Origin of the sequence: Enterobacter mori, from assembly GCF_025244905.1 — a bacterium.
In the GTDB taxonomy this organism is placed as follows: Bacteria; Pseudomonadota; Gammaproteobacteria; order Enterobacterales; family Enterobacteriaceae; genus Enterobacter; species Enterobacter mori_A.
The window spans coordinates 378,030-392,708 of record NZ_CP104285.1; the positions used below are offsets into that span (position 1 = coordinate 378,030).

Sequence of the window (14,679 nt, forward strand, 5' to 3'; positions counted from 1 at the left end):
AGAGGGCCTTATGGCAACGTACTATAGCAACGATTTTCGTGCTGGTCTTAAAATCATGATGGACGGCGAACCGTACGCGGTTGAAGCCAGCGAATTCGTTAAACCAGGTAAAGGCCAGGCATTCGCACGCGTTAAGCTGCGCCGCCTGCTGACCGGCACCCGTGTTGAGAAAACCTTCAAGTCTACTGACTCTGCTGAAGGCGCTGATGTTGTTGATATGAACCTGACCTACCTGTACAACGATGGTGAGTTCTATCATTTCATGAACAACTCTACTTTCGAACAGCTGTCTGCTGATGAGAAAGCAGTAGGCGACAGCGCTAAATGGCTGCTGGATCAGGCTGAGTGCATTGTGACCCTGTGGAACGGCCAGCCTATCGCTGTGACCCCACCAAACTTCGTAGAACTGGAAATCGTTGAAACCGATCCAGGTCTGAAAGGTGACACCGCAGGTACTGGCGGTAAGCCAGCTAAGCTGTCTACCGGCGCAGTGGTTAAAGTTCCACTGTTCGTACAGACTGGCGAAGTGATCAAAGTGGATACCCGCTCCGGCGAATACGTGTCCCGCGTGAAGTAATTTACGTTATGATTGAAGGCGCAGCGCCCGCTGCGCCTGATTTTTGCAGGCAGGGATGATGAAACGTACCGTTAAAATTCTGCTTCTGTTAGCGCTGACCAGCGCAATCCTTTCTGGATGCAACACCGCGCGCGGCGTGGGTGAAGACATCAAAGATCTTGGCCACGTCATTTCTAATGCAGCCAGCTAATTTCGTCTAATTTTCTTAAAATTGCTTCCTGCGCCGTCAAAAGACGGGATCTTGTCTATCCTTAAGTTGCTATACACAAAATAACTTTGGCTATAAAAGGAAGATATTATGGTTAAGAAAACAATTGCAGCGATCTTTTCTGTTCTGGTGCTCTCTTCTGTACTGACTGCATGTAATACCACCCGTGGTGTAGGGGAAGATATCTCCGATGGTGGCAATGCTATTTCTGGTGCAGCCACCAAAGCTCAGAACTAATAACGTACCGACGGTACGGCGCACCCCTCTTACCGTACCGTCAATTCTCTGCTTCCTGCAGAGATAAAAACGGAGAATAGCGCGTGTCCATATGCAGCTTCATCCTGATATTCCGTTTGTAGGTATAAACCGTTTTTCCATTAATACTTAAATGGCTGGCAATCTTCTGGTTGCTCGCGCCGTCCATCCACAGCGTTAGCACTTTCTCCTCCTGACGTGTCAGCAGCGGGGCGGCAATCTGCGGCACTTCAACGCTTGCGCATGACGTCAGCGCGTCATTAATCACCATCGCCACCTCTTCCAGATTGGCATTTTTCAATAGTGAAGCCCATACCGGGAATTGTGTCAGGTAGTTTGTCATGCCTTGTTCTTCGCCCGACTGAAGTAAAATAAAGGGCTGCGTTTCGCTGGCAGCCATCAGGGAGGAGAGCTGCTGAAAATGATGAAAATCGTGTCGAAAACCGTGTAAGTCAGCGATAACCAGCGTCGGTTTCCACTGCAGGATATGCTCTCTGGCGAGGAAGAGGTTATTCAACCCGGTCACGAGGAAGTGACCCGGAAAAAGACCAGAATGATTGAGCCATGCTTCAAAACCCGTACGGGTGAAGTGGCAACGGTCAATCAAAAGAATTTTGAACATAGTGGATTCGCAGTCGGCTAGTGGTTTGGCTTCCTGCCATCAGAAAGCACATCATCATAGAGAAGTCGGATGAGTGATAAATGCCTGAACTGCGCGCCATACTGAGGCTATTTCTTGCCTTAACATATTCAGCACAAAGGGATTGAAAAAAAAGCGCACTCTATCCACAATATTGAGCGTAATCTCTGCCTTTCGGGACGACCCGTAAGCGCTTCTTTCACCGGGGACGGCCCCAACTTGTACTTAAGTTAAGGAGCCTGAAATGTCCTGGATTATTCTTTTCATTGCCGGTTTGCTCGAAGTGGTTTGGGCAATTGGTCTGAAATATACCCACGGTTTTACCCGCCTGACGCCCAGCGTCATTACCGTTACCGCAATGATTGTCAGTATTGTCATGCTGTCATGGGCAATGCGTACCCTGCCGGTTGGGACGGCTTATGCTGTCTGGACAGGCATTGGAGCGGTAGGCGCGGCCATCACCGGCATTCTGTTGCTGGGAGAGTCAGCGAGTCTGGCGCGTATTGCCAGCCTCGCCCTGATTGTTGCCGGGATCATTGGTCTGAAGCTCAGCACGCATTAATGCGGTTGTTTGACCCAAACTAATTTCGATACATCAAACCCTTGCCGGGTCGCCACGTCCAGCATCTGCTGTTTCATTTCAGGTGAAATGGTCGGGGTGCGGGAGAGTATCCACAGGTAGTCGCGATCCGGCCCGCACACTAATGCGTGACGATATTCTCTGTCGAGTGCAATCACGTTATATCCACCATAGAACGGACCGATGAAAGAGACTTTCAACGCGGCACGGCTCGCGTCGCCGGTGAAGTACGCCTTGCCAACCGACTGTTGCCACATCGCCCGGTCCGGGTTGTAACCACGGTTAACGACCTGAATACCGCCGTCATCCATTGAACTGTAATGGGCTGTGACTTTTTCTAAACCGCGCTCGAACCGATGATCCATCCGGGCGATTTCATACCAGGTTCCAAGGAAGCGTTGTGAATCGAAAGGCGTGACGACGGTGACGCCGGGTGGTGGGGTAGGGGAACTGCAGGCAACCACTAAAAACGCGGCTGTCACTGCGGCAATAACAGGCAGAATGCGCATAGGTGTTTCCTTACTGTTTTCTGTTAAGTGTAGATGACAGCAAGGAAAATGTGGGAGGCGAGCGGTGTGTTTCGCCGGGTAAGCGTAAGCGCCACCCGGCAATGTTTTATTGCAGCGCGTCGAGGATACGGTATGCCGTCTCAACGCGTGCCGGGTTCGGATAGCTCTTGTTCGCCAGCATCACGATGCCAAGCTGCTTCTCCGGGATAAAGGCCACATAGCTGCCGAACCCGCCGGTTGAGCCGGTTTTGTGCACCCATGAGGCTTTTACCGGAGGCGCCGGAGGATTCACTTCTCTCGCGGGCAGGGGTGCCAGCGCGACCTTATTGTCGCTACCTTCAACCACGGTTTTGGCATCGACCGGCCAGTTAAGCATCTCCCAGCCCAGCCCCTGATACATGGATCCAATGCGCCAGTAGCGCGACTGCGCCAGCGTAATGCCTTGCTTCAACGATGCATCCTGAATGTTATCCGGAGCCATATTGGCCACCACCCAGCTCGCCATATCCTGCACGTTGGTTTTCACGCCGTAGGCTTCGCCGTCCAGCATCCCCGGTGACACGTGGACCGCTTTACCATCACGGTATCCCCAGGCGTAATGTGCCTCTTCCGCTTTCGGAACGTTGATCCACGTATGGTCGAGCCTGAGCGGCTTCAAGACCCGCTTCGTCATGGCCTGTTCAAAGCTCATGCCGGAAGGCTTAACCGCCAGTGCGCCAAACAGGCCGATGCTGGCGTTCGCGTACAGTCGCGTGGTGCCCGGTTTCCACTGCGGCTGCCATGTCTGGTAAAAGCGCAGCAGCGACGCGCTGTCTGTCACCTCATCCGGCACCTGAAGCGGCAACCCTCCCGCGGTATAGGTCGCCAGATCAAGCAGGCGAATACCCTGCCACTGTTTGCCCGTCAGTTCAGGCCAGTATTTTGTTACCGGACCGTCAAGCGAAATCTCGCCGCGGGCAATGGCATCGCCGCCCAGCACGCCGGTGAAAGTTTTACTGATAGAACCCAGTTCAAACAAGGTTTGTGGGGTAACAGGTTTGTTCGCCGCAACATCGGCCTTACCAAAAGTAAAATAGTGCGGCTGGCCCTGGTAGATCACGGCAACCGCCATGCCCGGAATGGACTGCGCTTTCATCAGGGGGATAATGCTTTTTTCCACCACGTCAGCCAGCTGTTTCTCTGACATCGACGCAGCAATGCTTGAGCATGAAACGCCGAGCAGCAGGGCGCAGCAAAGGGATTTTTTGATCATCAGTTATCTTCCATAATCACGGTTCAGGGGAGTGTCCGGGCCCATCAGACGAGCGTAGTCTGTGGGATTTGACTGTGGCTGACAAACGGTTAAATTTAGCATTAGCTGTTAATTTTTCTAACGGAACGACAGATGACACGAAGCTATCTTCCTCTTAACTCGCTTCGTGCTTTCGAAGCGGCCGCCAGGCATCTTAGTTTTACGCATGCCGCCATTGAGCTCAATGTGACCCATTCTGCAATCAGCCAACACGTGAAGGCGCTGGAGCAGCACCTGCACTGCCAGCTGTTCGTTCGCGTTTCCCGCGGGCTGACGCTGACCACGGAAGGCGAGAATTTACTGCCGGTGCTGAACGATTCGTTCGATCGTATTGCCGGTCTGCTCGATCGCTTTACCAACCATCGTGCCCAGGAGAAGTTGAAGATCGGCGTGGTGGGTACCTTTGCGACGGGGTTGCTCTTTCCGCAGCTGGAGGATTTTCGTCGCTGCTATCCGCATATTGATCTGCAGCTTTCTACGCATAACAACCGTGTCGATCCTGCCGCCGAAGGACTCGATTACACCATCCGCTATGGTGGCGGCGCGTGGCATGGCACCGAGGCGCAGTTTCTTTGCCCTGCGCTGCTATCTCCGCTCTGTTCACCCGACATTGCCTCTTGCCTAAAAAACCCGGCAGATATCCTGAAATTTACCCTGCTGCGCTCCTACCGGCGAGACGAATGGACGGCCTGGATGCAGGCGGCGGGTGAGCATCCTCCTTCACCGACGCACCGGGTGATGGTGTTTGATTCGTCTGTGACCATGCTTGAGGCGGCCCAGGCGGGCGTGGGAATTGCGATCGCGCCTGTTGATATGTTCAGCCATTTGCTGAACAGCGAGCGCATCGTGCAGCCGTTTGCGACGCAGATTGACCTCGGCAGTTATTGGCTGACGCGACTACAATCACGGGCAGAAACCCCCGCAATGCGTGAGTTTGCCCAGTGGCTGGTGGGAAACATGCAGAAATAACAGGCCCGCCGGATGGCGGGCCTGAAGCGTCAGATGGTGACCACCGCAATCAGCGTCACCACGGTCAGGATGGTTGCCAGACCGTAGAACACCCATTTACCGTTCGGTACATGGATTTTCAGGTCATGCATCGCATGGTGAATGCGGTGCAGGCCACACCACAGCGGTAGAACGATCATCAGGAAGATGAACACGCGACCGATAAAGCTGCTCGCAAAGGCCAGTACGCGCTCGTAGCTCAGCGCATCGCCCGGGAACAGCCCCAGCGGCAGCATAATGCCGACCAGCAGGATAATGACTGGCGCGATGATGGCGCTCCACATGCCGCCTGCGCCGAACAGTCCCCAGAAGACCGGCTCGTCAGAACGTTTTGGATTTGGATTGATCACAGTAGTCTCCTTACCAGAACAGTGCGATAAACAGAATGACCACAGTAACCAGAATCGTCACTGCCCAGAGCCCTTTAATCACCGGCTCTGGCCCCATTTTTTCGCCTTTAACGATGATGTTCGCCGCTTTTGGCGCCAGTTCAAACCAGGTTTTGGTATGAAGCAGCGCGGCCGCGAGCACGATCAGGTTCAGCACAACGATGATCGGGTTTTGCAGGAAACCGACAAAGCTGGCCCAGGTTTCCGGACCGTGTTTGAGGGCGAAAACCCCGTACATCAGCTCAAGGCTGAACCAGACCGCCGGAACCGCCGTGCCTTCACGCAGCATATAGAAGCGATAAAACGGCAGGTTTTTCCACCAGGTGGACGGCATTGGCCGCACATAGGCTTTGCGTTTAGTCGTCATCATGCACTCCTTAGCGTGGTTTCAGGGTAGCGATAAGAAAGTCTTTCGAACTTTCCACTTTACCCTGCTGAATAGCGGCGGCCGGGTCGACGTGCTTCGGACAGACTTCGGAGCAGTAGCCCACAAAGGTACAGCTCCAGACGCCGTTCTGGCTGTTTAGCTGCGCCATACGTTCTTTTTTACCGTGGTCACGGCTGTCTTCGTTATAGCGGTGCGCCAGGGTAATGGCGGCCGGGCCAATGAACTCCTTGTTCAGGCCAAACTGTGGACAGGCGGCGTAGCACAGACCACAGTTGATGCAGCCGGAGAACTGATGGTACTTCGCCATCTGAGCTGGCGTCTGGGTATTTGGCCCCTGATCCGGCGTGCGCGGGTTGCCGATGATGTACGGCTTGATGGCCTCCAGGCTTTCGATAAAGTGGGTCATATCGACCACCAGATCGCGCTCAATCGGGAAGTTGCCCAGTGCTTCAACCTTGATGCCTTTGGTGTACTCGCGCAAGAAGGTCTTACAGGCCAGCTTCGGCACCTTATTGACCATCATGCCGCAGGAGCCGCAGATCGCCATGCGGCAGGACCAGCGGTAGCTCAGGTCTGGTGCCAGGTTGTCTTTGATATAGCCGAGCGCATCCAGCAGGGAGGTTTGCTCGTCATAAGGAACTTCATAGAAAGCGCTGTGCGGTGCGGCGTCCACTTCCGGGTTGTAGCGCACCACTTCAACTTTCAGTTTTTGCATCTCAGCCATTCGCCTTCTCCTTCTTCTCGGCGTCTTCTGCTTCTGCACCGTAAACGCGCTTCGCCGGTGGCAGCGTGGTGATTTTCACGTCGCTGTAGTCCAGACGGGTAGTGCCATCCGCATCGCGCCAGGCGAGGGTATGTTTCAGGAAGTTGACGTCATCACGTTCAGTACAGCCTTCATCAAGGCGCTGGTGCGCGCCGCGCGATTCTTTACGCGCCAGCGCGGAGTGCGCCATACATTCCGCGACGTTCAGACCGTGACCCAGCTCGATGGTGTAGAGCAGGTCGGTATTGAAGACGCTGGAGGTATCGGTGATGCGCACGCGCTTGAAGCGTTCCTGCAGCTCTGCCAGCTTGTCGACGGTTTTCTGCATCAGCTCTGGCGTACGGTAGATACCGCAGCCTTCTTCCATCGACAGGCCCATTTCATCGCGGATATTAGACCAGTTCTCGTTACCTTCCTGATTCACCAGATCTTTCAGGCGTTTTTCAACGTCTGCGACCTGGGCGTCCAGCGCGGCACCGTTGGCTTCACCTGCAGTAGCCGCCCGCTCCATCGCGCGTTCGCCCGCCATGCGGCCAAAGACGACCAATTCTGCCAGCGAGTTCGATCCCAGACGGTTCGCACCGTGCAGGCCTACAGAGGAACACTCGCCTACGGCGAACAGTCCTTTGATGCGGGTTTCGCACTGCTGATCGGTTTCGATACCGCCCATGGTGTAGTGCGCGGTTGGACGCACCGGAATCGGTTCTTTCACCGGGTCAACGCCCACGTAGGCTTTTGCCAGTTCGCAGATGAACGGAAGACGCTCCAGCAGTTTCTTCTCGCCGAGGTGGCGCAGGTCGAGATAGACTACATCGCCGCGCGGCGTGGAGATGGTGTTTCCTTTGCGCCACTCGTGCCAGAAGGCCTGAGACACTTTGTCGCGCGGGCCGAGTTCCATGTATTTGTTCTTCGGCTCGCCGAGCGGGGTTTCCGGGCCCATGCCGTAATCCTGCAGATAGCGATAGCCGTTTTTGTTGACCAGAATACCGCCTTCACCGCGGCAGCCTTCCGTCATCAGAATGCCGGAGCCCGGCAGACCGGTTGGGTGATACTGCACGAACTCCATATCGCGCAGCGGCACGCCGTGGCTGAGCGCCATGCCCATCCCGTCGCCGGTGACGATGCCGCCGTTGGTGTTGTAGCGATAAACGCGGCCCGCACCGCCTGTTGCCATCACCACGGCTTTCGCGCGGATCTGGACAAGCGTGCCTTCCATCATGTTCATCGCCACCAGACCACGCGCCTCGCCGTCATCGACCAGAATGTCGAGAACGAAATGTTCATCAAAGCGTTGAATTTGTGGGAACTGAAGGGAGGTCTGGAACAGGGTGTGCAGCATATGGAAGCCGGTCTTATCGGCGGCGAACCAGGTGCGTTCAATCTTCATTCCGCCGAAGCGGCGAACGTTGACGCTGCCGTCCGGACGGCGGCTCCACGGACATCCCCACTGCTCAAGCTGGGTCATTTCCGTTGGACAGTGGTGCACGAAGTAGTCAACGACATCCTGCTCGCAAAGCCAGTCGCCCCCTGCAACCGTGTCGTGGAAATGGTATTCGAAGCTGTCATGATCCTGCGCAACAGCGGCGGATCCTCCTTCTGCAGCAACCGTGTGGCTACGCATGGGATAGACTTTTGAAATCAGTGCGATTTTAGCGTTAGGATTAGCTTGTGCTGCAGCAATTGCAGCGCGTAATCCCGCTCCGCCAGCGCCTATTACGGCAAGATCGGCTTGAAAAGTTTGCACGACATTCCTCCAGATTTTTGTTTTTCCGCAACGCGTTGAGCTAAAGGTAGCTCACCAGTCCGAACGGACAATTGCGAAAGCGATTCCACTGCTCCTTTATGGGTAAAACAGTATAACCGTATGGATGTGGGGGAAATTTGACGTGTTCGATTTTTTTGCTGTTCAGTGCGGTGATTTATCATCGTTATTGATGAATTACGTTACGTTATTTTTCTTCGTTATGAAAAAGGCGCTTTTACCGCGCAAAATTTGTCTCCGCCCCGGCTTACGAGTAGACTTCGTGCCCTTGTCTGAAATCGGAGAGTTACTCATGAGCGAAACGGCCACCTGGCAGCCGAGCGCATCCATCCCAAACCTGTTAAAACGCGCAGCAATAATGGCGGAGATTCGCCGCTTCTTTGCTGACCGCGGTGTCCTGGAGGTGGAAACGCCGTGCATGAGTCAGGCAACGGTAACGGATATTCATCTGGTTCCGTTTGAAACCCGTTTTGTTGGCCCAGGCCATTCTCAGGGTATGAATCTGTATCTGATGACTAGCCCGGAATACCACATGAAGCGCCTGCTGGCGGCGGGATGTGGTCCCGTTTATCAGCTGTGCCGCAGCTTCCGTAATGAAGAGATGGGTCGTCACCACAACCCGGAATTCACCATGCTGGAGTGGTACCGCCCGCATTATGATATGTATCGCCTGATGAACGAGGTTGACGATCTGTTGCAGCAGGTACTGGACTGTTCAGAAGCGGAGACGCTCTCCTATCAGCAGGCTTTCCAGCGTTGCCTGGAAATCGATCCTCTGTCAGCGGATAAAGCCCAGCTGCGTGAAGTGGCCGCAAAATTGGATCTGAGCAATGTGGCGGATACCGAGGAAGATCGCGATACGCTGCTGCAATTGCTTTTCACCTTTGGCGTGGAACCACAGATTGGCAAGGATCGTCCGACGTTTGTTTATCACTTCCCGGCAAGCCAGGCTTCACTGGCGCAGATCAGCACCGAAGACCACCGCGTAGCGGAACGTTTTGAGGTGTATTACAAAGGTATTGAGCTGGCGAACGGTTTCCACGAGCTGACTGACGCGCGCGAACAGCAGCAGCGTTTTGAGCAGGATAACCGTAAGCGTGCAGCGCGCGGTCTGCCGCAGCAGCCGATTGATACCAACCTGCTGGAGGCGTTGAAAGCAGGCCTGCCGGATTGTTCTGGTGTGGCGTTGGGCGTTGACCGTCTGGTGATGCTGGCTCTGGGCGCAGAGCAGCTTGGCGATGTGATTGCCTTTACAGTCGATCGCGCTTAAAGAGTCGCCGGGTGGCGCTGTCGCTTACCCGGCCTATTCGGGTCATTTGGCTCTGCCACATTAAAAACTGGCACATTCTCCTTGCACGGGTCTTTTTCTTAATTTGCCCCTTATAGCCACAATATTTATCTGGTCTTCTGCTACCATCCGCGCAATTTAATTCCTCTTCGGATGGTTCTATGTCCCAGTCACTCAAAAAGATGACCCTCACCGGGCTCATCCTGATGATATTTACCTCAGTCTTTGGCTTTGCCAACAGCCCGTCAGCGTTCTATCTGATGGGCTACAGCGCGACGCCGTTTTATATCGTTTCTGCTCTGTTCTTCTTTATCCCGTTTGCGCTGATGATGGCGGAGATGGGCTCGGCTTACCGGAAAGAAGAGGGCGGGATCTACTCATGGATGAATAACAGCGTCGGGCCGCGCTATGCGTTTATCGGCACGTTTATGTGGTTCTCATCCTACGTCGTCTGGATGGTCAGTACAGCGGCCAAAGTCTGGGTGCCGTTCTCAACGTTTCTTTTCGGTGCCGATAAAACCCAGGTCTGGTCGCTGGCTGGACTCAGCTCCACGCAGGTGGTTGGTATTCTGGCGGTCTGCTGGATGGTAGTGGTCACCCTGGTGGCGTCAAAAGGCATCAACAAAATAGCCCGGATCACCGCCGTGGGCGGTATTTCAGTCATGGGGTTGAACCTGGTGCTGTTGGTGGTCAGTATCGCCATTCTGTGTCTTAACGGCGGACATTTCGCGCAGGAGGTGAATTTTGTTTCATCCCCTAATCCGAGCTATCAGTCTGGCCTCGCGATGCTCTCTTTCGTGGTCTTTGCCATCTTTGCTTACGGCGGTATTGAAGCCGTAGGCGGCCTGGTCGATAAGACCGAGAACCCGGAAAAGAACTTTGCCAAAGGCATTATTTTTGCCGCCATCGTCATCTCGATTGGCTATTCACTGGCGATTTTCCTCTGGGGCGTCAGCACTAACTGGCAGCAGGTGCTGAGTAACAACACCACGAACCTCGGGAACATCACCTATGTTCTGATGAAAAGTCTGGGTATGACGCTGGGGCAGGCAATGAACCTGACGCCGGACGTAGCGGCTACGATGGGCGTTTGGTTTGCGCGCATCACAGGGCTGTCGATGTTCCTTGCGTATACGGGCGCGTTCTTCACGCTGATTTACTCTCCGCTGAAAGCGATTATTCAGGGTACGCCAAAAGCGCTGTGGCCAGCGCGCATGACGCAGTTGAATACAACAGGCATGCCCGCTAACGCCATGTGGATGCAGTGTCTGCTGGTATGCGTGTTCATTCTGCTGGTGTCGTTCGGTGGAGATACGGCGTCAGCGTTTTACAACAAGCTGACCCTGATGGCGAACGTCTCGATGACGCTCCCCTATCTGTTCCTGACGCTCGCGTTTCCGTTCTTTAAGGCGAAGCTGGGGCTGGAACGTCCGTTCGTGATTTTCAAAACCCGCGCAACAACGCTGCTGGCAACCACGGTGGTGGTGCTGGTGGTGGCGTTTGCCAACGTCTTTACCGTTATTCAGCCCGTGGTTGAGGCGAACGACTGGAACAGTACGCTGTGGATGGTTAGTGGACCGATCTTCTTCTCGCTGCTGGCGATGGGGATTTATGAAAATTATCGTCGTCGCTCGATGGCGTACGTCGCGGAAGTAGCGTAGCGGTGAAACGCCCCTCCCCACAGGGAGGGGCGAGTATTACAAACTTCCCGCCGGGCGTTTGCGCCCCGCAGATGACAGCGTTCTTGACGTTTTATTCCCGCCGAGGCTTTCCAGACGCATCTGGAACGGTGGGAACGGCATATCAATCCCGTGCTCGCGGAAGCCCGCCAGAATCAGCTGGTGGATCTCATGGCGTAGCGGCATACGGTGTCCCATCTCGGCGGCGTAGATGCGCAGCTCGAAGATCTGAATACCCTGCTGTAAATCCACAAGGAATACCTCCGGTGCCGGGTTGTCGATCACCAGCGAGCAGCGCTCTGCTGCGGTGTACAGGATCTGCGTCACCTCTTCGCTGTTGGCATCAGACGGTGCTGGTACGGTCAGCACCACTCGGGTGACGGAGTCTGACAGCGACCAGTTGATAAACTGCTCGGTGATAAACGCCTTGTTTGGGACGATGATCTCTTTTCGATCCCAGTCGCTGATCGTGGTGGCGCGCGTATTGATCTTCGTGACGCTACCGGTCAAATCGCGGATGGTCACCGTATCTCCAATACGGATCGGCTTCTCAAACAGAATGATCAGACCGGAAACGAAGTTGGCAAAAATCTCCTGCAGACCAAAGCCAAGCCCCACGGTCAAGGCGGCGACCAGCCACTGCAGTTTTGACCACTCAATACCAATCATGGAGAAACCCACCAGCCCACCAAACAGCATGATCAGATACTTGGTGATGGTGGTAATGGCATAGCCCGTACCGGGGGTTAAATCCAGGTGCTGCAGCAGCGCCAGCTCCAGCAGCGCCGGGAAGTTGCGCACCAGCTGCGTGGTGATGATCAGCACCAGAATGGCAATCAGCACCGCCCCTAAGGTAATCGGCTCCAGGCTTTCAACACCCTGCACCGTGGACGTCACATCCCACAACGAGATGTTCTCCAGGAAGCCAAACGCGGAGTGAATTTCCGACCACAGAAAAATCACGGACAACAGCGCAACCAGCATCAGGATGGAACGTACCAGCCGCAATGATTGGGTACTGATGGTATCCAGATCGATTTCGACATCGTCGGCATCCGTTGTCCCTTCCGTACTGTTGACGTGGTTAGGCTCTTCTTCACCGCGTGCGCGCTGGGCCAGAATTTCGGCGCGGCGGTGCTTGGCGCGGTCAAACGCCAGACGACGACGCTGGATCAGCATTCCGCGGCGGATGACATGGTAGACCACCAGCAGCAGGAACCAGATGGCGACGGAGGTTTCAAGACGGGCCAGCAGCGCCTGTGCGGTCGCCAGATATCCCACGGCTGCGGCCAGAATGGCCACCAAAGGCGCGGAGAGCATCAGGTTCCACAGCATGCGGTTGAGCATGTTATCGCCGCTGCCCGTCTTATCGAGATACAGCGGAATGCCGGCGCGTTTAAGGCTGAGTTTCACCATTGCCAGCGCGCCGCAGATGAGGATAAAGCAGAGACGGCCCAGCGAACCGGAGAACTCCCGGTCATTGAGGTTATCGAACATGATCAGCGCCATGATTAGCGGCACAATCAGACCGATGCTCATCAGGTAGTAACGCATGCCGCGCGCGACGCGGCTGCGCGGCCAGCCAAAGTGGGCGACAAAAAGACCGTTTGGACGCGCGAAGGTGGCACAGATCATCACTACCCACAGCAGGGGCACGGTGGCGGTGACGCCATCGCCAATCGCCACCGCAAGCGGATAGGGCCAGGCCTCTCGCAGGCCGTATCCCAGCGTCATCCACAGCACCGGCAGCGGTGAAGCAACAAGAATCGACCAGAATACGGTACGCAGCGTCAGCCAGAAGTGATCCTGCGTTACTTTCCCGACGCGCGCGCTGGAACGTTCGAGGAAGCGCGTAAAGTGTCTGCGGGAGTAGATACTGAAGCCCACCAGAATCAGCGCGCCCAGCAGCGGGAAGATGGTCTCCTTACTGGTGATCATCATCACGCTGGCCTGGCCCAACTGGCTGAAGGTGTCCAGCGAAATCAGGCGGCGCAGATCCTGCACAATCTCTATAGGCCACGAGAAGGTCATTGGCCGCACGTCGGACGTCCAGAAGAGATAACGGTGCGTCGCCTCGTTGACCTCTTTCAGCGCATCTTCCAGCTGGCTGTTCGACACTTTCAGCTTGGTTAGCTCAAGGATAAGCGTATCGCCGCCCTGCAGCAGAGAGTTCAGCAGTTCACGCTGGGTGCGCAACTGGGCTTCGAGAATGCGGTTTTGCTCACCAGTAAGCGGTTGTCCATCGGCCTGACGGATCTGGCGGATTTGCGGCTGCTTATTGAGGAGATCTTCAAAATGCAGGCGCTGGACGCGCAGTTGCGCCATCTCGGTATCAAGCTGCTGCGGCTTTGGCATTTCCGGCAGGCGGGCAACCTGGGCGCGCAATGCTTCACCCAGCAGGTTGGAGGACCCCAGCCACTGGGACTGCTCGCGCAGGGTGTTAAGCGCCTGACGCACCTGCAGCGTTTGATTGGTCGCCTGTCGCTGCTGCGACGCAACCAAATCCATACGCTGCGCCTGCTGATTCAGCGCGGCTGAAAGCTCGCGGTTGACCTTGAACTGATCGACGATGCCGACAGGCAGATTTGCGCTGTTTTCCGCGAGGAGTTCTGTACTTTCCAGCGCGCGTTCGGCTTCGCGCTGGCGCTGGCTATTTAACTGGTTGCGCAGGCTTTGCAGATACGCATCAAGCTGTTCGCTCTGCTTCTGCGCAAGCTCGGCGCGCATGCGCGACAGCTCCTGGCGGTTGTTGGCAGAAAGCTGCGCCAGCTCCAGCTCGTCAACCAGCGCTTTGAGTCTGGCGGATTCGGCCTGCAGCCCAAGATTCTGCGCCTGGCTTTGCGGGGTATTTCCTGTCTGCGTGCCGACGCGTCGCTCCACCTCATTTAGCTGGCGGCGGGCATCGGTCTGCTGTTGCGGAAGCTGGCTGAGCGAGTCGGCGATTTCACGTGCGCGCTCTTGTTCCTGCTGTGCCTGGCGGCTCTTCTCCAGAAGCTGACTGCTGACCTGGAGGATCTCCTGGTTTAGCGCATCCGACGTTAAGCCCACAGGAACCTCGCGCGGTTCATCACGCAGGTTATTCAGCTGTGAGCGCAGCGTTTGAGAGAGTTTCGGGAAGTTGTCGATAACCTGCTGATATTGCTGAGCGCGCTCAAGGGAACCTTTTCGCTCCTCAAGCGCGTTCAGGGCCGACTGGAGCGACTCGACGGTCTCTGGCTGAGCGGGTTTCGCCGCTTTTGCCTGCTCCAGTTCCTGGGTTATCTGTTTGGCGTCGGGGGCTGTCGCTGCGTACGCCCCCATGCTGAGGCACCAGGCCATCAGTAGAACGATAATCGGGCGCAC

General features: G+C 55.5%; 15 protein-coding genes. 7 read left to right on the forward strand and 8 right to left on the reverse strand.

The genetic code is table 11. The features are described 5' to 3' along the window. Nucleotides 1-10 precede the first annotated feature (10 nt). From efp to ecnB, 3 genes are all read left to right on the forward strand, one after another. Complete coding sequence (gene efp, locus N2K86_RS01815; RefSeq protein WP_010427766.1) at nucleotides 11-577, forward strand: elongation factor P; 567 nt, start codon at nucleotides 11-13, stop codon at nucleotides 575-577. A gap of 58 nt (nucleotides 578-635) precedes the next feature. Further along, a complete protein-coding gene (locus N2K86_RS01820; RefSeq protein WP_010427765.1) occupies nucleotides 636-767 on the forward strand; it encodes an entericidin A/B family lipoprotein in 132 nt (43 codons plus the stop codon). A 108-nt stretch (nucleotides 768-875) separates the two neighbouring features. After that, nucleotides 876-1,022 (forward strand): lipoprotein toxin entericidin B, encoded by a 147-nt coding sequence (ecnB, locus tag N2K86_RS01825; protein ID WP_003855942.1) that lies wholly within the window; start codon nucleotides 876-878, stop codon nucleotides 1,020-1,022. A gap of 40 nt (nucleotides 1,023-1,062) precedes the next feature. On the opposite strand, the gene N2K86_RS01830 is transcribed toward ecnB, so the two are convergent. Beyond that, nucleotides 1,063-1,662 carry a helix-turn-helix transcriptional regulator gene (locus N2K86_RS01830; RefSeq protein WP_260660263.1) on the reverse strand — a complete coding sequence of 200 codons (600 nt, stop codon included), beginning with the start codon at nucleotides 1,660-1,662 and terminating at the stop codon, nucleotides 1,063-1,065. Nucleotides 1,663-1,924: 262 nt separating this feature from the next. Between N2K86_RS01830 and sugE the strand changes: the two genes are divergently transcribed. Then, nucleotides 1,925-2,242, forward strand: coding sequence for a quaternary ammonium compound efflux SMR transporter SugE (gene sugE, locus N2K86_RS01835; protein WP_260660264.1), 318 nt, complete (start codon nucleotides 1,925-1,927; stop codon nucleotides 2,240-2,242). On the opposite strand, the gene N2K86_RS01840 is transcribed toward sugE, so the two are convergent. Next, on the reverse strand, nucleotides 2,239-2,769 hold the full coding sequence (locus N2K86_RS01840; protein WP_260660265.1) for a lipocalin family protein: 531 nt from the start codon (nucleotides 2,767-2,769) through the stop codon (nucleotides 2,239-2,241). The genes sugE and N2K86_RS01840 overlap by 4 nt on opposite strands. 106 nt (nucleotides 2,770-2,875) lie before the next feature. Next, a complete protein-coding gene (gene blaACT, locus N2K86_RS01845) occupies nucleotides 2,876-4,021 on the reverse strand; it encodes an ACT family cephalosporin-hydrolyzing class C beta-lactamase (RefSeq protein WP_260660266.1) in 1,146 nt (381 codons plus the stop codon). A 132-nt stretch (nucleotides 4,022-4,153) separates the two neighbouring features. On the opposite strand from blaACT, the gene ampR reads away from it, so the two are divergent. Next, nucleotides 4,154-5,029 (forward strand): LysR family transcriptional regulator AmpR, encoded by an 876-nt coding sequence (ampR, locus tag N2K86_RS01850; RefSeq protein WP_260660267.1) that lies wholly within the window; start codon nucleotides 4,154-4,156, stop codon nucleotides 5,027-5,029. Nucleotides 5,030-5,058: 29 nt separating this feature from the next. Here the strand turns inward: ampR and frdD are convergent, their stop codons facing one another. From frdD to frdA, 4 genes are read right to left on the reverse strand one after another with little or no spacing between them, the layout of a single operon-like run. Further along, nucleotides 5,059-5,418 carry a fumarate reductase subunit FrdD gene (frdD, locus tag N2K86_RS01855; RefSeq protein WP_126545665.1) on the reverse strand — a complete coding sequence of 120 codons (360 nt, stop codon included), beginning with the start codon at nucleotides 5,416-5,418 and terminating at the stop codon, nucleotides 5,059-5,061. Between the two features lie 10 nt (nucleotides 5,419-5,428). After that, nucleotides 5,429-5,824, reverse strand: a complete 396-nt coding sequence (gene frdC / locus N2K86_RS01860; RefSeq protein WP_253179361.1) for a fumarate reductase subunit FrdC — start codon at nucleotides 5,822-5,824, stop codon at nucleotides 5,429-5,431. A gap of 10 nt (nucleotides 5,825-5,834) precedes the next feature. Beyond that, nucleotides 5,835-6,569: a succinate dehydrogenase/fumarate reductase iron-sulfur subunit gene (locus tag N2K86_RS01865; RefSeq protein ID WP_014068601.1), complete on the reverse strand. Its 735-nt coding sequence runs from the start codon at nucleotides 6,567-6,569 to the stop codon at nucleotides 5,835-5,837. Next, complete coding sequence (gene frdA / locus N2K86_RS01870) at nucleotides 6,562-8,352, reverse strand: fumarate reductase (quinol) flavoprotein subunit (RefSeq protein ID WP_260660268.1); 1,791 nt, start codon at nucleotides 8,350-8,352, stop codon at nucleotides 6,562-6,564. The genes N2K86_RS01865 and frdA overlap by 8 nt, the downstream gene beginning before the upstream one ends. Nucleotides 8,353-8,662: 310 nt before the next feature. Between frdA and epmA the strand changes: the two genes are divergently transcribed. Together epmA and yjeM are read left to right on the forward strand one after the other, a co-directional pair. Next, nucleotides 8,663-9,640 carry an elongation factor P--(R)-beta-lysine ligase gene (gene epmA, locus N2K86_RS01875; protein WP_260660269.1) on the forward strand — a complete coding sequence of 326 codons (978 nt, stop codon included), beginning with the start codon at nucleotides 8,663-8,665 and terminating at the stop codon, nucleotides 9,638-9,640. A 179-nt stretch (nucleotides 9,641-9,819) separates the two neighbouring features. After that, on the forward strand, nucleotides 9,820-11,319 hold the full coding sequence (gene yjeM / locus N2K86_RS01880) for a glutamate/gamma-aminobutyrate family transporter YjeM (RefSeq protein ID WP_260660270.1): 1,500 nt from the start codon (nucleotides 9,820-9,822) through the stop codon (nucleotides 11,317-11,319). Between the two features lie 36 nt (nucleotides 11,320-11,355). Here yjeM and mscM read toward each other — a convergent pair whose 3' ends face one another. Further along, nucleotides 11,356-14,679, reverse strand: coding sequence for a miniconductance mechanosensitive channel MscM (gene mscM, locus N2K86_RS01885; protein ID WP_260660271.1), 3,324 nt, complete (start codon nucleotides 14,677-14,679; stop codon nucleotides 11,356-11,358).